Below are 18,587 nucleotides of genomic sequence, written 5' to 3'. Positions count from 1 at the left end.
ATAAGGAAATTGAAATGTCCAGCGAACCCCTAGTACGTCTTCAGGGTGAAGTTTATTACCTGCCACGCATCTCTCTGCCAACTGGCAGCAAGTTGACTGTCACCCTGAGTGACATCAGCCTGGCTGATGTGCCAGCCACTGTCATTGACGCCCGCGAAACACAGATTGCCCAGCAAGCGCCATTGCCATTTGAACTGGGCTATGCCGCAGGTCGTTATCCTGTTCAGGGTCATACCTATGCACTGTCGGCACGAATCGAACATGACGGCAAACTTGTCTGGATCAACGACACTGTTCATCCCGTTGAACTGACCGATCAGGACCAGAGCGGTCTGAAGATCAAGGTCATTCAAGTGAACGGTTGATTGTTCTTTGCTGCAAAGGCTTTCAACAACGGCGCGTTTTCAACGCGCCGTTTTTGTTTTTGTTGCTGCGCACCGCATCATTTCCATCGGCACTAAACAGCACTGTTTCTTTTCGGGCTTCGGGTGGATACAGCAAGTTCCTGATACGCTTGATCCCGTACCCATTTCTCACAAGGACGCTCTCATGCCTCGCTTTTCGTTCACCTTCGCTGGTCTATGCGCCGGTCTACTGCTGTCGGCCAACGTCTTCGCCCTTTCGCTGAACGACCTCTCGCAATCGGATGCGACCGGTGGCCTCAAAGACGCGCTGACCCAAGGCGCACAGGTCGCGGTCAAACAGCTCGGTGTTCCCGGCGGTTTCAGCAAGAATGAAGCGGTGCGTATCGAGCTGCCAGGCAAACTCGGTCAGGTTGCGAAAAAAATGAAAATGCTCGGCATGGGTGCTCAGGTCGATCAGCTGGAAACCAGCATGAACCAGGCCGCCGAAGCTGCAGTGCCTCAGGCTCAAGCGTTGTTGGTAGACGCAGTGAAAAAGATGAGCGTGACCGACGCCAAGGCCATTTTAAGCGGCGGGAAGGACTCGGCAACCCAGTACCTCAACAGCACCAGCCGCGAACAGATCCGTGCCAAATTCCTGCCTATCGTCAAGAAATCTACCGATCAAGTCGGTCTGGCACAGAAGTACAATGCATTCGCTGGTAAAGCGGCGGCATTTGGCGCGCTGGACAGCAAAAATGCCAACCTTGAAAGCTACGTGACCGAACAAGCGCTGAACGGGCTGTTCGAGATGATTGCAAAACAGGAAGAAAGTATTCGCGCCAACCCGGCAGCAGCCGCTACCGGCTTGGCGAAGAAGGTATTTGGCGCGCTTTGAGCGCAGGGTGCGCCTGTATTCACGGGCGCATCTGCGTTTGATTCGGGCTCAGGCCGTCGACGCTACAGGCGCTATGCACCGCAATCGTCTGTGACTGCCTTAGGCTTCAAGGCCTTCTTCGGATAGATGTCGTAGCGGCTGGATTTTCCATCCAGCGCATAACCTGGCTTGGGCCCGTCAATGCACGGGGCCTTGCGCGGGCGTTTGACCACAACACGGTGGGTGGCAAGCGCAAGAGCCGCTTCCAGCAATGCAGGTGCATCCATGTCATCGCCGACCAGAGGCCGGAACAGGCGCATTTCCTTTTTGACCAGGGCGGTTTTTTCCCGATGCGGGAACATCGGGTCGAGGTAAATGACCTGCGGCGGCTCAGCTGTCCAGCCGCGAATGATTTCAATGGAGTTGCCGGTCAACAGGTGCATCCGCGCAACGATCGAACCCACGTCACGATCATCGCGTCCGCGTGCCAGACCGTCTTCCAGCAGTGCAGCAATAATCGGCTGACGCTCGATCAGGCTCAGCTCGCAACCAAGACTCGCCAGCACGAACGCGTCCTTGCCCAAACCTGCCGTGGCATCCAGCACACTGGGGCGAATGCCTGGCTGAATACCGACGGCCTTGGCAATCATTTGCCCCGTCCCACCGCCAAACAGGCGACGATGTGCGACAGCACCCTCGACAAAATCAACTCGCACAGCGCCAGGCGCATCGTCGCCCAACTGCTGCAATTGCAGGCCATCGTCGGTTGATTGCAAGGCAAAATCAGCTTCCGCGTCGTGCAACGGCAAGCCCAGACGCTGCGCCCAGTGCGCCGCCTGCTCCTGCCCTGCGACCGTCAGCGCTTCGACCCGAATACGACTGCCTGCTTGCTGCTCAATCATTACGTCCACACACTCAAAAATTGTTAATGATCGGCAAAGTCTGCCGATAACCAAGTATCCGGCATTTTGCCAGACCCAAGGCCAGTACTGATCGCTATGTCAGAGATTGTTCAATCATCCATCGGCTATTTGTCGCACTCAGGCGACTTTAGCGTTCGCAACAGCCGCACACTGGGTGGTGTGACGCAGCTGTGGTCGGATGCATTTGCCCGGGCGATGGCGGATCAGGTCAGTGAAAGCACTCCAGTGCCGGTGCACCCGACGGCCGTTGAAGTGGATGTTGAAACAGGCGAACCGGTCGCTGGCGCAAAAACCCTGAGCAAGATTGTCGAGCAACGTGCCTGCCCGGTCACCGACACCGAGGTCAAGCCACCTGAGCCGCTGTTCCTACCGATTGCCGAGTTCGACATTGACTTGCTACCACCGCCTGCCGAGCCCTTCAGCATGGCTGAACTCATCGAACAGCAACGTCATCTGGAATTCGAGAGCCACTGGGTACGCCCCACCGTTCTGAACCCTTATAGCGACAGCGTCAACCCGGGCCCCGGCCCTCAACCGCGCCCATTGCACCTGCCAATCGCCGAATTCGAATGGGAACTGGCCGACAAGCCTGCCCTGCCCCTGGATGAACAGACCATTGCTGCCCAACAACGCCAGTTCGACTACGAGAACGGCTGGGCTCGCCCGCTGATCCTGCAAAACCTGCGGATGGCGGCATAAGCCCCGAACGCTCTTGCCGGCAGCTTACAGGCTCGCTACCTACACACCGACCAGCGCCCCATGTCGACGTGAAAATGATCGCGATGCGCCGCGTTGTACTCAGGCCCGAGCACCGTACTGAAGTTTTTGCAGGCGCCGTCACGTAACAGCCTCAGAAAACGCCCCTTGTCCCCTTCGTCGTTCCAATCCTTGAGAACCCCGATGCGCTGACCGTCTGCGAGGCGAAAGCCTGCCATATCCAGCGCATTGGCGGTCGCGTGCTGACTGAGGCGGCTGTTGGCGCGGTTGTAGATGTTACGGCAGGCAAAGCTGCCCAGGTGATCTATCCGGGCTACCCGCTGGCCGAAAACCGCTTGGGCAGCGGGCTGCAAGGTGTGGACATCGAACAGCGCATAGGCCACCGCCAATGGGCAACTGGCCAGGAAGCTGCTGCTCAGCGCCACGTCGCCGCCCTGAATGCGCAGGGTATTCTCCAGAGGGCAGCGAGCAGAAGGCTCACTATCGGCCTGACGACTGAAACGCAGCCCGGACGTACTCAGCACCTTTTCGCACAGCGCAGGGTCGTTCTGCAACCGCGACAGTTTGTAAGACGTCAGGAAGTTGGGTGCGGCCCGCACATCCAGCGGCGCCCAGGGGTTCCAGCGCGCAGGCACATCGATCCAGCCGCGCCAGACTGCGAACGTCCCCATTGCACAGATCAGCAGGAATACCAGCAGCACACGCATGCTCAGCCGATGCCCCAGACAACAGGGGTGAATTTGACGAAGGGTTTGTAAATGGCAAGCAAAAAGCGCAGTTGCGAATCCATAAGCGGGCTCTCCACAAGGTCGGGCTCTGTCAGCCCACACCTGGAAGACCTCAGAGCAAGCCCAACTGTTCCACCTGAGGCCCGCGATCCAGCTCGAACAATGCCGGCAAGCCAGGCAATCGCGCCATCAGTTGCTGGTGAAAGCGCATGGCCTGCTCGGCAGCCCTGATGTTGTCAGGGGTGTGCAGGAAGACATAAGGCGTGCGCCCCTCTTCGATCCACACGGCGACCTTTTCCACCCACTGCACCAAAAACTGATCATTGGCCTCCAGGTCCGGGCCGCCGATGAAACGGACCTGGGGAAACAGCGTCAGCGCAGCCGGACGAGGCGGCACCTTGGGCTTTTTCGATTGGGCGTGCAGGACTGCGGGCTCGCTCGAGACACAGCTGAACAATGCCCGGGAGTCGAGACAGATGCGCTCGACGCCTCGATCCAGCAGCAGGCGATTGAGCATGCGCTCTTCATCACCCTTCATGAAAAACGCCATGTTGCGCACTTCTACGGCGAGCGGCACATTGAGTTCATCAAGAAAACCGGCCAGCTCGGCCAGACGCTGCGGTGTAAAGCTGGCTGGCAACTGCAGCCAGAACGGCGCAATACGCCTGCCCAGAGGCGCAAGCAGACGGATGAATTCCTCAGCGGCGCTCACCTGCTCACGGAGGTCGCCGTTATGACTGATGTCTTTATGGAATTTGGCGGTGAAACGAAAATCGTCGGGCATCGTTTCTGCCCAGCGCTGCACTGTAGTGGCGGCGGGACGGGCGTAAAATGTGGTGTTGCCTTCGACAGCGTTGAATACCTGAGTGTAGAGATTCAGGAAATCATTCGAACGGGCATCTTCGGGATACAGCGAATTGCGCCAGGCGTTTTCACTCCATGACGGACAACCGAGGTAGTAAGGCAGGCGAGACACAGTCAAACGTGAAGGTCGAGCCCCGATACTTCAAGGTCCCAATCGACAAAGCTGGCGGTGGTCAGGTAACTGGCCAGCGCGTGAGCGACACGAGAGCTCATGGAGCGCGGGAAAATGATGTCTTGCGGACGCGCAGGCACGTTGGCAGTGCTGCCAATCGGTGAATCACCCGCATCGCGACGAGCCTGCGCCGGAGGCGGCGGCAACTCGGCGTCAACTACGACTTCCTCGAAAGAGCCTTCAACGGTCGAAGGCGTTTTCTGCGGCTTTCGTTTGATGGGGTAAGAGCGTGATGAGGTTCCGTCTATGCGCATCGATTATATACTCGGCGTCGATAGTGGCAATTTAGCGTTACTGCCTTGTAGTTCGCAAATTGCTTAACGATAACTAGACCACACATATTGCAAATTGTTTTCGCCAAATGAGATTAAAGACCATTCAGACGATAAACGGTAGATGGCGAACTGATATTTTTCCAGCTATAGACGGAATAGCATGACGTGGACAGGCATGACAGCAGAACACTGTGGCGTGCCTTGAAGCCAATAACATCAACGCGCTTTGGGCGTTGCAACCTTGTCGCGCAGGTAGACCGGCTGGGCGTCGTCGGCCGGCAGGGCTTCGCCACGCGCCCAGGCGAAGGACGCCAGCGTCAGCAGGTCCTGCGCATGGGGGAGCATGCCTGCGTCATGACCGGCCAGACTGACCGAAATACGCTCGGCATAGCCCCAGCCAGTACCGGCACCAAACCATTGTCCACTGGCGTGCGCAGGAAGCGTCGCCAATTCGGGCGCCATGACCGCCTCGTTGCCGAGCAGACGCATCTCCCCGGCGGTCTCGTGATAGCAACCCCAATACACCTCATCCATGCGCGCATCAATGGCCGATGCCACCTGGGACACGCCATGCTCACGAAAGGCACGCTGGGCCAGCACGGCAAGATTGGAAACAGGCAATACCGGGCGCTCCAGCGCGAACGCCAGGCCTTGCACGACGCCAATGGCAATGCGCACGCCGGTGAAAGCGCCAGGGCCGCGTCCAAACGCGATGGCATCCAGCGCCGACATCGCAATGCCCGCCTCGGCCAGCAGGTTCTTGATCATCGGCAGCAGCCGCTGGGCATGCAGGCGCGGGATCACCTCGTAGTGGCTCAGCACTTTGCCGTCGTGCAGCAAGGCGACCGAGCAGGCTTCAGTGGCGGTATCCAGGGCCAGCAAGGTGGTCATCGGTGTTTCCGTCATGGTCAGGGTGAAAAAGTGCAGCAGTATAAATGACAAATGGCCCGCAAGCGGGCCATTTATTGTCCAGACTGAAAGTCTTACTTCAGGGCTTCCAGTACTTTTGCGGTGATCTCTTCAACCGAGCCGACGCCAGGAATATGGCTGCACTTGGGCTTGCCATCCTTCGCCTCCAGCTTGCTGTAGAACTCGACCAGCGGCTTGGTCTGGGCATGGTAGACCGACAGGCGATGGCGCACGGTCTCTTCGACGTCGTCCTTGCGCTGCAGCAGCGGCTCGCCAGTCACATCATCGATACCCTCGACTTTCGGCGGGTTGAAGATGGTGTGATAGATGCGACCAGACCCTTCGTGAACCCGGCGGCCCGACATGCGCTTGACGATTTCTTCGTCATCAACGGCGATTTCCAGCACGTGGTCGATTTCCAGACCTGCTTTCAACAGGGCTTCGGCCTGAGGAATGGTGCGCGGGAAGCCGTCGAACAGAACGCCGTTCGCACAATCCGGCTGGGCCAGACGATCCTTGATCAGACCAATGATCAGGTCATCGGAAACCAGACCACCCGAGTCCATGACGCTCTTGGCCTTCAGGCCAAGCTCGGTTTCAGCCTTGACTGCAGCGCGCAGCATGTCGCCTGTCGAAACCTGCGGGATGCCGAACTTTTCAGTGATGAATTTTGCCTGAGTACCTTTACCGGCCCCGGGAGCTCCTAGCAGAATCACGCGCATCGTCATGCTCCTCAAAATTTTTATAGTGAAATCAACGGATTCGCCTCGGGGGCCAATCTAAAAATAATCAGGCCAACAGGCCGAAAGGCTGATCAAGATACACAGCCGACCGAGGCCGCACAAGCCGCCAAAAGTCGCATTAACCGCGTGCGCACCGGCTTGCGCGCCCCGATTGTCGAGCGGCGTGATCTGTATCAACGTTTCCGGCAGGCCAGCCTGCAAACCCGGTCTTGCCAATGCCGGGCCAAAACGGCCCGGCAATTAAAGTAATGCGCCTGTTCAACCGGTGTTACGCAGACCGGCAGCGATCCCCGCTACAGACACCAGCAGCGCCAGTTCCAGAGGGCTGTCCAGACTGGCTTCACGATTACGCGAGCGCGACAGCAGCTCTGCCTGAAGCAAATGCAACGGGTCAAGGTAGGTGTTGCGCAGACTGATGAATTCCAGCGTTTCAGGACTGTGCGCCAGCAGTTGCGTCTGCCCGGTCAACCCCAGAACCACATTGCACGCCTGCGACAATAGGTCGCGTAAATGTGCGCCCAAATGTTGCAGCTCAGCACTGACCAGACGCTCGTCATAGAGTCGGGCAATGTCCGAATCGGCTTTGGCGAGGACCATTTCCAGCATGTCGATGCGGGTTCTGAAGAACGGCCACTGTTCGCGCATCTGAGCCAGCACCTCGCCTTCGCCGCGCTCCAGGGCCTTGCTCAATGCAGCTTCCCAACCCAGCCAGGCGGGCAGCATCAGACGCGTCTGCGTCCAGGCGAAGATCCACGGAATGGCACGCAGGCTTTCCACGCCACCTTCGCGGCGCTTGGCCGGGCGACTGCCGAGGGGTAAGCGCCCCAGTTCCTGCTCGGGCGTTGCCTGACGGAAATACTCGACGAACTCAGGGTTCTCGCGCACTACCGCGCGATAGGCACTGACCCCGTCAGCGGCCATCTGGTCCATCATTGTCCGCCACGCCGGTTGCGGAGGCGGTGGCGGTAGCAGGGTCGCTTCCAGCACCGCTGCCAGATAGAGATTGAGGTTCTGTTCGGCGATGTCCGGCAGGCCGAATTTGAAACGAATCATTTCCCCTTGCTCGGTGGTCCGGAAGCGCCCGGCTACCGAACCTGGCGGCTGCGACAGAATCGCCGCATGCGCGGGGCCGCCACCACGACCAACCGTACCGCCGCGACCGTGGAACAGCAGCAATTCGACCTGTTGCTCGCGACAGATCTCCACCAGCTTTTCCTGCGCGCGGTACTGGGCCCAGGCCGCCGCCGTAGTACCCGCGTCCTTGGCCGAGTCGGAATAACCGATCATGACTTCCTGCGGGCCGTGCAGACGCGAACGATAGCCTGGCAAGCCGAGCAGCGTCTCGATCACCGGCCCGGCGTTATCCAGGTCAGCCAGGGTCTCGAACAACGGCACCACACGCATCGGCCGTTGCAGCCCGGACTCCTTGAGCAGCAACTGCACGGCCAGCACGTCGGATGCCGAACCTGCCATCGAAATGACGTAAGAGCCCAGCGAAGCTGCCGGAGCTGCCGCCACTACCCTGCAGGTTGCCAGCACTTCTGCGGTGTCGGCTGCCGGTTTGAAGTAGCTTGGCAGCAACGGTCTGCGGTTGTTCAGTTCGCGCAACAGAAAGTCGATGCGGGTCTGCTCGTCCCACTCCTCGTAGCGACCCAACCCCAGATAATCGGTAATTTCAGTCATCGCCGCACAGTGGCGACTGGAGTCCTGGCGGACATCAAGGCGCACCAGAAACAGGCCGAACGTGACGGCACGGCGCAGGCAATCCAGAAGCGGCCCGTCGGCAATCACGCCCATGCCGCACTCATGCAGCGACTGGAAGCACAGCAGCAGCGGGTCCAGCAGCTCGCGGTTGTCTCGCAGCACCGCTTCAGGCGCAGGCAAGGTCTCGCTCAATGAGGCATTGGCCCAATTGCGCGTCGCGCGCAGGCGCTCGCGCAGACGCTTGAGTTCTGCCCGATAAGGCTCGGCACTGTCACCGACGCTGGCCCGCAAGGCGTCGCTGGCCTGTTGCATCGACAGCTCTGCGGCCAGGTTGTCCACATCACGCAAATACAGGTCAGCCGCCATCCAGCGCGCCAGCAACAACACTTCACGGGTAACCGCAGCCGTAACATTCGGGTTGCCGTCACGGTCTCCGCCCATCCACGAGGCAAAGCGGATCGGCGCGGCTTCCAGAGGCAAATGCAGGCCGGTCGCTGTGTGCAATGCATGGTCAGCCTTGCGCAGGTAATTCGGAATGGCGTGCCAGAGCGAGTGCTCAATGACCGCAAAACCCCATTTGGCCTCATCAACCGGCGTGGGCCGGATACGCCGGATCTCTTCGGTATGCCACGCCTCGGCGATCAGACGCTGCAAGCGCGAGGTAATCTGTGCGCGCTCAGTGCTGTTGAGGTCGCGATGATCGAGCGCGGCCAACTGCGCAGCGATGGCGTCGTATTTCTGAATGAGCGTGCGGCGTGCCACTTCGGTGGGGTGAGCCGTCAGCACCAGTTCGATTTCCAGCTTGCTCAACTGGCGCGCCAGGGCATCAGGCGTGTGACCCTCCGTTTTCAGGCGGTCAAGCAGCTCGGGCAGCACCCGCGACTCAAACGGCAGAGGCTGGGTATCGTCACGACGGTGCATGAGCTGATACTGCTCGGCAATATTGGCCAAGTTGAGAAACTGATTGAAAGCACGGGCCACCGGCAGGAGTTCATCATCGCCCAGCCCGTCGACACTGGCGCTGAGTTGCTCGGCACCTTCTGCAGAACCGCGCCTGCCCGCCTTGGCACCCTTGCGAATACGTTCGATCTTGTCGAGGAATTCAGCGCCTCGCTGCTCACGAATCGTGTTACCCAACAGCTCACCCAGCAGGTGAACGTCTTCGCGCAGACGCGCATCGATATCGGCCATCGTTCCTCTCCCGGTTTTTGTCTGGGCTCAGTTGCGTACCCGCAAAACAGCGCGGGCGTACGTGAATTCAAATCCGCATTGCCAACAGTGCACCAAAAGCCTGCAATTGGACAAATGGTTCAACAAAAAGCCGCACCTCAACGCCTGATTAATCCTGCTGCGACGTCCGCTCACATGTCGATGAACATACTAACCGCTTCCTGAAGCCCCCTGAAAATTCCTGACCACTCAGTAGATATTTATCTGAACTATTCAAAAACCGCGCAGGTCGGAGCCTTTAACCATTACAGGAAAGCCCGAAAGGCAGCAGGCGGTTGTACGACCTCATGCCCGGACTTGATGCAACAACTGTCATGGATAACCACGTTCGGAGTCAGACAATGGAGTTGATCACCATGAACACCTTAACTGCCAAAACCAAGTTCAAAGGCCTGCGCGGTCTCAAGCTGGCTGCGCTGGCGCTCGGTAGTACCTTTATCCTCGCCGGTTGCGCAGGTAACCCGCCATCCGAGCAATATGCGGTTTCGCAATCGGCCGTCAACAGTGCTGTCAGCGCTGGCGGTACCGAATTCGCAGCGGTGGAAATGAAGTCGGCTCAGGACAAGCTCAAAGAAGCTGATCTGGCCATGCAGGATCACAAGTACGACGAAGCTCGCCGTCTGGCTGAACAAGCCGAGTGGGACGCTCGTGTAGCAGAACGCAAATCTCAGGCCGCCAAGGCTGCCAAGGCTGTGCAGGATGCTCGTCAGGGCGTCAACGAACTCCGTGAAGAAGGTCTGCGTCAGGTGCAGTGATTGCCCTGAACCCTTTCTGTTTTCATGAATTCGTAACTGATTAAAGGACGACAATATTATGCGTAAACAATTGATGATCCCTGCTCTGCTGGCCATGAGTGTTGCCCTGGCAGCCTGTGCAACCAAGCCAAACCCTAATCTGGAACAGGCTCGCAGCAACTTCACCGCGCTGCAAACCAACCCGGAAGCCACTAAAGTCGCGGCGCTTGAAACCAAGGACGCCAGCGAATGGCTGGCCAAGGCAGAACAGGCTTTCCGTAACGATGATGACGTCAAGAAAGTTGACCAACTGTCTTACCTGACCAACCAGCGCGTAGAACTGGCCAAGCAGACCATTGCCCTGCGCACCTCCGAAGCTGCTTTGCAGAACGCTTCTGCCGATCGCGCCAAGGCACGCCTGGAAGCTCGTGACGCTCAGATCGCTGCGCTGAAAAACAGCCTGAACGCCAAGCAGACCGAACGCGGTACGTTGGTGACTTTCGGTGACGTGCTGTTTGACTACAACAAGGCCGATCTGAAGCCGACCGCTCAAGGCGACATCGGCAAGCTGGCGGCTTTCCTTCAGGAAAACTCTGATCGCAAAGTGATCGTTGAAGGCTACACCGACAGCACAGGTTCTGCTTCCTACAACCAGTCGCTGTCCGAGCGCCGCGCCAATTCGGTTCGCATGGCACTGGTACGCATGGGTGTAGATCCAGCGCGCGTTGTGACCATGGGCTACGGCAAGGAATATCCGGTTGCTGACAATACCAGCAACTCGGGCCGTGCCATGAACCGTCGTGTGGAAGTTACTATCTCCAACGACAACCAGCCTGTTGCACCGCGCTCGTCGATGAAATAAGCGACCGAGCCGCTGCACTGAAGCCCCGCCTGCGCATACAGGCGGGGCTTTTTAATGCCGAAAATTTTATCGCTGTTTTATTACTGTGGCGTCTGCTGGCCGACGCACCGAACCGCTTGCCTGCGGTCATCGATCAACACGCCCGACAAGCCCTTTCGCGACGTGTCGAACAGCACCAGCACGCCATCAACGCATTGCGCCACCTCGACCGCTGGCGTCGCGGCGATCTTGTAGTCCTCGCCAGGCACGGTCTTGAGCAGGGTGAACTCACTGAGCAATAGCGCATCTTCAGGCTTCGCAAAATGCAGATAGCCGTAAAACCACAGGCAGCCGACGGTGCCGATGACTGCACCGACAGCGCTGAGGATCATGCCGTTGACGTTACGCTCGCGACTCATGGCGCTGGCGGTGTAGCAGGTGTCGGATAGTTGGGCACTTGCGCAAGGCGACGCAGGCCGTTGAAATGCGTCGGGTCGTCCAGATAGCGCAGCATCACCTGACGCCAGAGAGGGTCTGCGAACGTCTGTACGTGCTCGCCACGGGTCAATTGCAATACCCGCGGTGGAGGCGCGGCCTTGTACAGCTCGATACCGTTGGCGAGCGGCACCAGTGTGTCGTCCATGCTGTGAAAGATCAGCATCGGTGTGCCGGCCAATCGTGGCAGGCCGTTGACGGCACTGTCCGCTTCCGGGATCAGCCAGGACAAGGGTGTCTTCAACGGCCAGGTCAGCCACGACTTGCTCAGCGAGTTTCGCGCGACGCTGCGGTAGCTGGCCGGCACGCTGTCCAGCACCAACGCCTTGAGCCGCGAGCGCTCCTGCGGGTGTTCTGACAGGTAATGCACCGCCAGCGCTCCACCAATGCTTTGCCCCAGAACCACAAGGGGTTTGCCTTGCACTTGCGGTGCAGTGTTCAACCAGTCGAAAGCGGCCTGAACATCCTGATAGACCGCCGGCAGGCTCGGCTCGCCCTGCGACTCGCCATAACCGCGGTAATCCACCATCAGCACCTGATAACCCTGCTCGGGCAACCACCAGACGCCGCCAAGATGCCAGGACAGGTTGCCGCCGTTGCCATGCAGATGCAGCACCGTACCCTTGACCGGTACACCTTCTTTCGCGGGCAGCCACCAGCCATGCAAGCGCGTACCATCGGCGGCGGTGAGGTTCACATCCTGATACTGCAGGCGCGCCTTGTCGGGTGTGAACGGAACACCTTGCTCGGGGTAGAACAGCATCGAACTGCAACCGGTGAGTGCGAGGAACAGGGTGAAGATGCCGAGCAGTTTCAAATGAGGGTTCCTTGTTGTTTTCATCGCCACATCACTGCCGTGCTGGCGCGAGACTCAGATTCTCGTTCCCATGTTCCGCGAGCATTGGCCGATAGGCATAATCATGAGCTTTCGGAGAATGTACCTCTCCTTCGCGAACAAGTTCGCTCCTACGGCCTTCGGCCAGAGTCAAAAACAGGCTGGCGTACAGCGACGGTCGATGCCTACAAAATATTCGAGTAGTCCGCTTCGATACGGTCCAGGCTCAGGTGGTTGAGGAAGTTGGAGAAGCACATCCAGGCCGATAGCGCGTTCATGTCACGGAACTGCTCAGGCAGGTATTTGGGTGCCACCACCAGCCCTTCATCAACCAGTTGGCGCAGGCTGCGCATGTCTTCCAGCGTGGTCTTGCCGCAGAACAGCAGCGGCACCTGTTCGAGCTTGCCCTTGCGCACGGCCAGCTGAATGTAGTTGTAGACCATGATGAAGCCTTTCAGATAGGACAGGTCTTTAGTGAACGGCAAGCCGTTGGGCACCGAGCCGCGGAATACGCGACTGGCGTTGCCGTAGCTCTCCGACATGCCGAAGCCCTGCTCGCGGTAGAACTCGAACACCTGCAGAAAATCAGCACCCTGCTCGGCCATGTGAATGGCACGGGTACGATTGGTCAGCTTGCGCAAACGGCTGGGGTAGGAGGCAAAGGCGATGACTTCCATGAGAATCGCCAGGCCTTCCTGAGTCACCGTCGATGAAGGCGGACCTTTGGACAGGAACGTACAGATCGGCTGGTTTTGTCCGTTCAACGTGGTGCCGACGTGTACCAGCCCCTCGTGAACCTCCAGTGCCCGTACATCCCGCTCGTTGAACATTGCGTCGGTACGGATCTTGATGTAGTCGGCACCGGCAGCCGCGTCGGCGACGATACCGTCGGACTCGAACACCCGGATGGTTTCCTCGGCCTCACCGAAAACACGGTTCAAACGCGATTGCAGCAGCGAAACAGCATCCTTGGCCGTGAGGGTTTTCGGCTCGTCCTTAAGATCACCACGCCCGGCGATGTTGTTCAGGTAATCCGAGAGCATCAGGCCCAGATCGGCCAGCGTCGGGTCACCGGCGTGAAAGGCATCGGACGCAGCGCCATACAGTTCCTGCGAGATCAGTCCGAAGTCAGGGGTGCCACGCGCTTCAAGCATACGCACCACCATGCGGTACTCACGGCACATGCGGCGCATGATCTGCCCGACCGGGTTGAACTGCCCCAGTTGACGCGTGACATCCCGCTCGATGTTCTGAAACTCTTGCTTCAAGGCAACCGAATCGAAGCCCAGCGGGCGGTTTTCGTAATAGGCACGGTCCACGGCAGGAAGCGCCTTGCCCTTGGCGGCCAGAAACTCCTTGCGGACTGTCTCATCCCATTTAACTGCATCCAGAATGCGAATCGGCGTCTGTGCAACGACGATCCGATCCGATAACGCACGAATAGTCTGTTGATACTCGTCCACCGGTACTCCTTGGCTGGCTGTTTCGCTACTGCTCGGCGGCATGAAAACACGCCACCGCTGGAAAATATCGAAATTGGCAGGGTCGTCAAGCCGTCTGAACCGCCGACCCAGAGCACGTCGAACGAAGTATAGTCACCCTCGAACCGGCTGCGGCGTCCCCAGAACCAGACGCATCTGCCGGGTCAGAATACAGAGCATTTCTTCGTCCGCCTGACGCTGTGGGCCATGCAGCAGGCCTTGATACTCAATGCGCCGGATAAGACCCGTCAACACCTGAGCGTCCTGATAGGGCTGCAACGAACCAATCACCTGAAAGAACTGACAACTGCCCTGTAGCAGAATTTCCTGATGGGCCATCACCAGAGGGGTCAGACGCGGGTTGATCAGCGCTTCGTGGTAGAACGCCTGTTCAGCAATCAGGTAGTCGCGCCGGGTCAGCAATTGATGCCGGATATGCTCCATCACCATACGCGCAATATCGTCAGCCAGCCGAAATCGATCGGTCGGGCTACCCGAACTACGGCTCATCATCTCACGCAGAATACCTTCGGTGTTCTGCCAAAGCCGCGCCAGATAATCGGCACTGCGCTGTACATACTGGGCGAAGGCATCGGTCAGCAGGTCATCGATGTCCTTGAAGTAATAGGTGGTTGCCGACAACGGTACGCTGGCCTCAGCGGCCACTGCGCGATGACGTACAGCGCGCACGCCGTCGCGCACCACGATACGCATGGCCGCATCGAGAATGACCTGCCTGCGTTGTTCACTGCCTTCGCGGGCCGCCTTGCGGCCTTGATACTTGACACTTTTGGCCACCGCGCTCGCTACTCCGGCGGCCCCTTCTCTGGCAATCGTCACGACAGCTTCCTTTTTACATCGTCCTGAAAAACACCTAAAAAAAAGCCGCCCATTGAAGGCGGCTGTTTTTTCATTGATTACGCTTGCGGGCGCATGTGCGGGAACAGAATGACGTCGCGGATCGAAGGCGAGTCGGTGAGCAGCATCACCAACCGGTCGATGCCGATCCCCTCGCCCGCAGTGGGCGGCATGCCGTATTCCAGCGCACGCACAAAGTCGGCGTCGTAGTGCATGGCTTCGTCGTCACCGGCATCCTTGTCGGCCACCTGAGCCTGGAAGCGTTCGGCCTGATCCTCGGCGTCGTTGAGCTCGGAATAGGCGTTGGCGATTTCACGGCCGCCGATGAACAACTCGAAACGGTCGGTTACGCTCGGGTTTTCGTCGTTGCGACGAGCCAGCGGAGACACTTCGAACGGGTACTGAGTGATGAAGTGCGGCTGTTCCAGCTTGTGCTCGACCAGCTCTTCGAAAATCATTACCTGCAATTTGCCCAGGCCTTCGAAGCCGAGCACCTTGGCACCGGCCTTTTTGGCGATGGCACGTGCCTTGTCGACGTCCTGCAGATCGGCAGCGGTCAGATCCGGGTTGTACTTGAGGATCGAGTCGAACACCGACAGGCGCACAAACGGTTCGCCGAAGTGGAACACCTTGTCGCCGTAAGGCACGTCGGTGGTGCCCAGAACCAGTTGAGCCAGTTCGCGGAACAGCTCCTCGGTCAGGTCCATGTTGTCTTCGTAATCAGCGTAGGCCTGGTAGAACTCGAGCATGGTGAACTCGGGGTTGTGCCGGGTCGAAACGCCCTCGTTACGGAAGTTGCGGTTGATCTCGAAGACTTTCTCGAAACCACCGACCACCAGACGCTTGAGGTACAGCTCCGGCGCAATGCGCAGGAACATTTCCATGTCCAGCGCGTTGTGGTGGGTTTCGAACGGCTTGGCTGCCGCACCGCCGGGAATGGTCTGCAACATCGGCGTTTCGACTTCAAGGAAGTCGCGCTTCATCAGGAAGCTGCGGATGTGCGCGATAACCTGCGAGCGCACACGGAAGGTTTCGCGCACGTCTTCGTTGACGATCAGGTCGACGTAACGCTGGCGATAGCGCTGTTCGGTGTCGGTCAGGCCATGGTGCTTGTCGGGCAGCGGACGCAGCGACTTGGTCAGCAGGCGAACGGTGGTCATCTCGACGTACAGGTCGCCCTTGCCGGAGCGTGCCAGGGTGCCTTCGGCAGCAATGATGTCGCCCAGGTCCCAGGTTTTCACTTCAGCCAGGGTTTCTTCAGGCAGGGTCTTGCGGTTGACATAGACCTGGATGCGCCCGGTCATGTCCTGGATCACCATGAACGAGCCACGGTTGAGCATGATGCGACCGGCAACCTTGACCGGAATCGCTGCCTCTGCCAGTTCTTCCTTGGTTTTGTCGACGTACTGTTTCTGCAGGTCGTTGCAGTAGCTGTCGCGGCGGAAGTCGTTGGGGAAGGCCTGACCTTTGGCACGGCCTGCAGCAAGCTTTTCCTTGCGCAGGGCGATCAGGGTGTTTTCTTCCTGTTGCAGGGCTTGCGGGTCGAGTTGTTGGTCGCTCATGTCTTTAAATATTCCATCACAGGTTCGCCCTCGTCTTGCGACGAGGGGCTTGAGGTGTCGGCTGACGGTTTACAGCCCTTGCTTGAGGCTCGCGATCAGGTATTCGTCGATATCGCCATCAAGCACCTTGTCGCAGTCGCTGCGTTCGATGTTGGTCCGCAGGTCCTTGATACGCGAGGCGTCCAGTACATAGGAACGAATCTGATGACCCCAGCCGATATCGGACTTGGTGTCTTCGAGCGCCTGGGACGCTGCGTTGCGCTTCTGCACTTCCTGCTCATACAAACGGGCCCGCAGCATTTTCATGGCGGTGTCCTTGTTCGCATGCTGGGAACGTTCGTTCTGGCAGCTGACCACGGTATTGGTCGGGACGTGGGTGATACGTACCGCCGAGTCTGTGGTGTTTACGTGCTGACCACCGGCACCGGAGGAGCGGTAGGTATCGATGCGCAGGTCCGACGGGTTGATGTCGATTTCGATGTTGTCATCGATTTCCGGCGAAACGAACACGGCCGAGAACGAGGTGTGGCGACGGTTGCCGGAGTCAAACGGGCTTTTGCGCACCAGACGGTGAACGCCGATCTCGGTACGCAGCCAACCAAAGGCGTATTCACCCTTGATGTGCACGGTAGCGCCCTTGATACCAGCGACTTCACCGGCAGACAGCTCCATGATGGTGGCGTCGAAACCGCGCTTGTCAGCCCAGCGCAGGTACATGCGCAGCAGGATGTTGGCCCAGTCCTGCGCTTCAGTGCCGCCGGAACCGGCCTGGATGTCCAGGTAAGCGTTGTTAGGGTCCATCTCGCCACTGAACATGCGGCGGAACTCGAGCTTTTCCAGCGATTCGCGCAGGCGCTCGACTTCGGCAGCGACGTCATCGACGGCGGCCTGGTCTTCTTCTTCGGCAGACATCAGCAACAGGTCTTTGGCATCGGCCAGACCCGAGGACATTTCGTCCAGGGTTTCTACGATCTGCGCCAGCAGAGAGCGCTCACGCCCCAGTTCCTGGGCGTAGGTCGGGTTGTTCCAGACGTTTGGATCTTCGAGCTCGCGGTTGACTTCGGTCAGACGATCATGTTTGTGATCGTAGTCAAAGATACCCCCGAATGGTTTCGGAGCGCTCGGACAAATCCTTGATGCTGTTTAGGATCGGGTTGATTTCCATGGTAGGCAGCACTCGCAGGCGAAATTTTCAAAGCCGACGAGTATACCCCAGGCAAGGCCACGAAAGCAGCCCGTCGAACAGGCGTTGTGAGGCCTATTTTACCGGTCACTGGCGGCGTCAGCCTGCCGCGACCTGATTGCGTCCGTTATTCTTGGCCAGATAAAGCCCCTTGTCGGCATCCAGAATCAGCTGGCGACTGTGCATCCCGACCTGCGGCGTCACGGTAGCGACACCAATACTTACGGTCAGGCTGGACCCGGGGGTTGGAGCGATATGTGGGATATTCATGCCTGACACGCTCTGACGCAGTTTTTCAGCCAGCAGACGCGCCCCGCCTGGAGAAGTATTGGGCAGGACCATGGCAAACTCCTCGCCGCCGTAGCGCGCCGGCAAGTCCGACGGGCGACTGCAACTGTTGCGGATGGCTTTCGCCACCTGACGCAGGGCCTCGTCGCCCTCCAGGTGCCCGAAATTGTCGTTGTAAGCCTTGAAGTAGTCGACATCGATCATCAGCAGCGACAACTGCGACTGATCGCGAGTGGCACGCCGCCACTCCAGCTCCAGGTACTCATCGAAATGGCGGCGGTTGGACAGTCCCGTCAGGCCATCGGAGTTCATCAGGCGTTGCAGCACCAGATTGGTGTCGAGCAACTGCTGCTGGCTGACTCGCAGGGCACGATAGGCCTCGTCACGCTGCAGCAGCGTCATGTAGGAGCGTGAGTGATAGCGAATGCGCGCCACCAGCTCGATGTTGTCCGGCAGTTTGACCAGATAATCGTTGGCCCCGGCCGAAAACGCGGCGCTCTTTATCAGCGGGTCTTCCTTGGTGGACAACACGATGATCGGGATATCGCGGGTCAACGGGTTGCTGCGGTACTCGCGAACCAGCGTCAGACCGTCCAGACCCGGCATGACCAGATCCTGAAGAATCACCGTCGGCTTGATCTGCACGGCCTGGGCAATTGCCTGATGCGGGTCGGCGCAAAAGTGGAAGTCGATCGATTCGTGGCCAGCCAGGCCACGCCGGACAGCCTCGCCAATCATGGCCTGATCATCAACCAGAAGCACCATGGCGGTGTTTTCATCCGGTGCCTTGATCTCGTCCGTCTGCAGGTCATGCATGATGTTTCTCC

Annotated in this window: 19 protein-coding genes; 5 read left to right on the top strand and 14 right to left on the bottom strand. The window is 58.8% G+C overall.

Annotated elements, in window-relative coordinates; all coding sequences use genetic code 11:
- Window positions 1–14 precede the first annotated feature (14 nt).
- Together RGM3321_RS10485 and RGM3321_RS10480 are read left to right on the top strand one after the other, a co-directional pair.
- Window positions 15–365, top strand: coding sequence for a YbaY family lipoprotein (locus tag RGM3321_RS10485; RefSeq protein ID WP_244392993.1), 351 nt, complete (start codon window positions 15–17; stop codon window positions 363–365).
- 184 nt (window positions 366–549) lie between these two features.
- A complete protein-coding gene (locus RGM3321_RS10480; protein WP_002554745.1) occupies window positions 550–1,239 on the top strand; it encodes a DUF4197 domain-containing protein in 690 nt (229 codons plus the stop codon).
- Window positions 1,240–1,310: 71 nt separating this feature from the next.
- On the opposite strand, the gene RGM3321_RS10475 is transcribed toward RGM3321_RS10480, so the two are convergent.
- A complete protein-coding gene (locus tag RGM3321_RS10475) occupies window positions 1,311–2,120 on the bottom strand; it encodes a class I SAM-dependent methyltransferase (protein WP_244392992.1) in 810 nt (269 codons plus the stop codon).
- Window positions 2,121–2,216: 96 nt separating this feature from the next.
- On the opposite strand from RGM3321_RS10475, the gene RGM3321_RS10470 reads away from it, so the two are divergent.
- Window positions 2,217–2,840 (top strand): energy transducer TonB, encoded by a 624-nt coding sequence (locus RGM3321_RS10470; RefSeq protein WP_244392991.1) that lies wholly within the window; start codon window positions 2,217–2,219, stop codon window positions 2,838–2,840.
- Between the two features lie 35 nt (window positions 2,841–2,875).
- Here the strand turns inward: RGM3321_RS10470 and RGM3321_RS10465 are convergent, their stop codons facing one another.
- From RGM3321_RS10465 to ppc, 6 genes are all read right to left on the bottom strand, one after another.
- Window positions 2,876–3,565, bottom strand: a complete 690-nt coding sequence (locus tag RGM3321_RS10465; protein WP_244392990.1) for an extensin family protein — start codon at window positions 3,563–3,565, stop codon at window positions 2,876–2,878.
- Between the two features lie 133 nt (window positions 3,566–3,698).
- Entirely contained in the window at window positions 3,699–4,562 is an 864-nt protein-coding gene (locus tag RGM3321_RS10460) for a DUF72 domain-containing protein (RefSeq protein WP_244393040.1), read from the bottom strand.
- A 2-nt stretch (window positions 4,563–4,564) separates the two neighbouring features.
- Entirely contained in the window at window positions 4,565–4,876 is a 312-nt protein-coding gene (locus RGM3321_RS10455; protein ID WP_002554750.1) for a hypothetical protein, read from the bottom strand.
- Between the two features lie 237 nt (window positions 4,877–5,113).
- Complete coding sequence (gene tsaB, locus RGM3321_RS10450; RefSeq protein WP_244392989.1) at window positions 5,114–5,788, bottom strand: tRNA (adenosine(37)-N6)-threonylcarbamoyltransferase complex dimerization subunit type 1 TsaB; 675 nt, start codon at window positions 5,786–5,788, stop codon at window positions 5,114–5,116.
- Window positions 5,789–5,880: 92 nt separating this feature from the next.
- Window positions 5,881–6,528: an adenylate kinase gene (gene adk, locus RGM3321_RS10445; protein ID WP_002554752.1), complete on the bottom strand. Its 648-nt coding sequence runs from the start codon at window positions 6,526–6,528 to the stop codon at window positions 5,881–5,883.
- Between the two features lie 279 nt (window positions 6,529–6,807).
- Window positions 6,808–9,444: a phosphoenolpyruvate carboxylase gene (gene ppc, locus RGM3321_RS10440; protein ID WP_244392988.1), complete on the bottom strand. Its 2,637-nt coding sequence runs from the start codon at window positions 9,442–9,444 to the stop codon at window positions 6,808–6,810.
- A gap of 380 nt (window positions 9,445–9,824) precedes the next feature.
- Between ppc and RGM3321_RS10435 the strand changes: the two genes are divergently transcribed.
- Complete coding sequence (locus RGM3321_RS10435) at window positions 9,825–10,238, top strand: DUF4398 domain-containing protein (RefSeq protein ID WP_004657980.1); 414 nt, start codon at window positions 9,825–9,827, stop codon at window positions 10,236–10,238.
- Between the two features lie 58 nt (window positions 10,239–10,296).
- Window positions 10,297–11,079, top strand: a complete 783-nt coding sequence (locus tag RGM3321_RS10430) for an OmpA family protein (RefSeq protein ID WP_244392987.1) — start codon at window positions 10,297–10,299, stop codon at window positions 11,077–11,079.
- Window positions 11,080–11,159: 80 nt separating this feature from the next.
- Here RGM3321_RS10430 and RGM3321_RS10425 read toward each other — a convergent pair whose 3' ends face one another.
- The 7 genes from RGM3321_RS10425 to RGM3321_RS10395 all read right to left on the bottom strand — a co-directional run bounded on the left by RGM3321_RS10425 (window position 11,160) and on the right by RGM3321_RS10395 (window position 18,576).
- On the bottom strand, window positions 11,160–11,477 hold the full coding sequence (locus tag RGM3321_RS10425) for a hypothetical protein (RefSeq protein ID WP_244392986.1): 318 nt from the start codon (window positions 11,475–11,477) through the stop codon (window positions 11,160–11,162).
- Window positions 11,474–12,370 (bottom strand): alpha/beta hydrolase, encoded by an 897-nt coding sequence (locus tag RGM3321_RS10420; RefSeq protein WP_058399636.1) that lies wholly within the window; start codon window positions 12,368–12,370, stop codon window positions 11,474–11,476. Before RGM3321_RS10420 ends, RGM3321_RS10425 begins: the two co-directional genes overlap by 4 nt.
- Before the next feature lie 203 nt (window positions 12,371–12,573).
- On the bottom strand, window positions 12,574–13,893 hold the full coding sequence (locus tag RGM3321_RS10415; protein WP_177342336.1) for a flavohemoglobin expression-modulating QEGLA motif protein: 1,320 nt from the start codon (window positions 13,891–13,893) through the stop codon (window positions 12,574–12,576).
- 90 nt (window positions 13,894–13,983) lie between these two features.
- Window positions 13,984–14,709: a TetR family transcriptional regulator gene (locus RGM3321_RS10410; protein ID WP_005778392.1), complete on the bottom strand. Its 726-nt coding sequence runs from the start codon at window positions 14,707–14,709 to the stop codon at window positions 13,984–13,986.
- A 77-nt stretch (window positions 14,710–14,786) separates the two neighbouring features.
- On the bottom strand, window positions 14,787–16,289 hold the full coding sequence (gene lysS, locus RGM3321_RS10405; RefSeq protein ID WP_005732488.1) for a lysine--tRNA ligase: 1,503 nt from the start codon (window positions 16,287–16,289) through the stop codon (window positions 14,787–14,789).
- 69 nt (window positions 16,290–16,358) lie between these two features.
- A protein-coding gene (gene prfB / locus RGM3321_RS10400) for a peptide chain release factor 2 (protein ID WP_099259081.1) occupies window positions 16,359–17,454 on the bottom strand; the annotation gives its coding sequence in 2 pieces (ribosomal slippage) (window positions 16,359–17,381 and window positions 17,383–17,454; 1,095 coding nt in all).
- Window positions 17,455–17,571: 117 nt separating this feature from the next.
- On the bottom strand, window positions 17,572–18,576 hold the full coding sequence (locus tag RGM3321_RS10395; RefSeq protein WP_244392985.1) for a PleD family two-component system response regulator: 1,005 nt from the start codon (window positions 18,574–18,576) through the stop codon (window positions 17,572–17,574).
- Between the last annotated feature and the right edge of the window lie 11 nt (window positions 18,577–18,587).

The organism is Pseudomonas sp. RGM 3321 (genome assembly GCF_022836805.1).
Lineage (GTDB): Bacteria > Pseudomonadota > Gammaproteobacteria > Pseudomonadales > Pseudomonadaceae > Aquipseudomonas.
This window is presented reverse-complemented; position numbering and strand designations above follow the sequence as displayed.

What these genes read in the sequence shown, in the direction of transcription:
- RGM3321_RS10425 (WP_244392986.1), bottom strand. Translation starts at nt 11,477, where the DNA reads ATGAGTCGCGAGCGTAACGTCAACGGCATGATCCTCAGCGCTGTCGGT.
- adk (WP_002554752.1), bottom strand. Translation starts at nt 6,528, where the DNA reads ATGCGCGTGATTCTGCTAGGAGCTCCCGGGGCCGGTAAAGGTACTCAG.
- RGM3321_RS10465 (WP_244392990.1), bottom strand. Translation starts at nt 3,565, where the DNA reads ATGCGTGTGCTGCTGGTATTCCTGCTGATCTGTGCAATGGGGACGTTC.
- RGM3321_RS10485 (WP_244392993.1), top strand. Translation starts at nt 15, where the DNA reads ATGTCCAGCGAACCCCTAGTACGTCTTCAGGGTGAAGTTTATTACCTG.
- RGM3321_RS10455 (WP_002554750.1), bottom strand. Translation starts at nt 4,876, where the DNA reads ATGCGCATAGACGGAACCTCATCACGCTCTTACCCCATCAAACGAAAG.
- RGM3321_RS10435 (WP_004657980.1), top strand. Translation starts at nt 9,825, where the DNA reads ATGGAGTTGATCACCATGAACACCTTAACTGCCAAAACCAAGTTCAAA.
- RGM3321_RS10480 (WP_002554745.1), top strand. Translation starts at nt 550, where the DNA reads ATGCCTCGCTTTTCGTTCACCTTCGCTGGTCTATGCGCCGGTCTACTG.
- RGM3321_RS10415 (WP_177342336.1), bottom strand. Translation starts at nt 13,893, where the DNA reads ATGCCGCCGAGCAGTAGCGAAACAGCCAGCCAAGGAGTACCGGTGGAC.
- ppc (WP_244392988.1), bottom strand. Translation starts at nt 9,444, where the DNA reads ATGGCCGATATCGATGCGCGTCTGCGCGAAGACGTTCACCTGCTGGGT.
- RGM3321_RS10470 (WP_244392991.1), top strand. Translation starts at nt 2,217, where the DNA reads ATGTCAGAGATTGTTCAATCATCCATCGGCTATTTGTCGCACTCAGGC.
- lysS (WP_005732488.1), bottom strand. Translation starts at nt 16,289, where the DNA reads ATGAGCGACCAACAACTCGACCCGCAAGCCCTGCAACAGGAAGAAAAC.
- RGM3321_RS10430 (WP_244392987.1), top strand. Translation starts at nt 10,297, where the DNA reads ATGCGTAAACAATTGATGATCCCTGCTCTGCTGGCCATGAGTGTTGCC.
- tsaB (WP_244392989.1), bottom strand. Translation starts at nt 5,788, where the DNA reads ATGACCACCTTGCTGGCCCTGGATACCGCCACTGAAGCCTGCTCGGTC.
- RGM3321_RS10475 (WP_244392992.1), bottom strand. Translation starts at nt 2,120, where the DNA reads ATGATTGAGCAGCAAGCAGGCAGTCGTATTCGGGTCGAAGCGCTGACG.
- RGM3321_RS10395 (WP_244392985.1), bottom strand. Translation starts at nt 18,576, where the DNA reads ATGCATGACCTGCAGACGGACGAGATCAAGGCACCGGATGAAAACACC.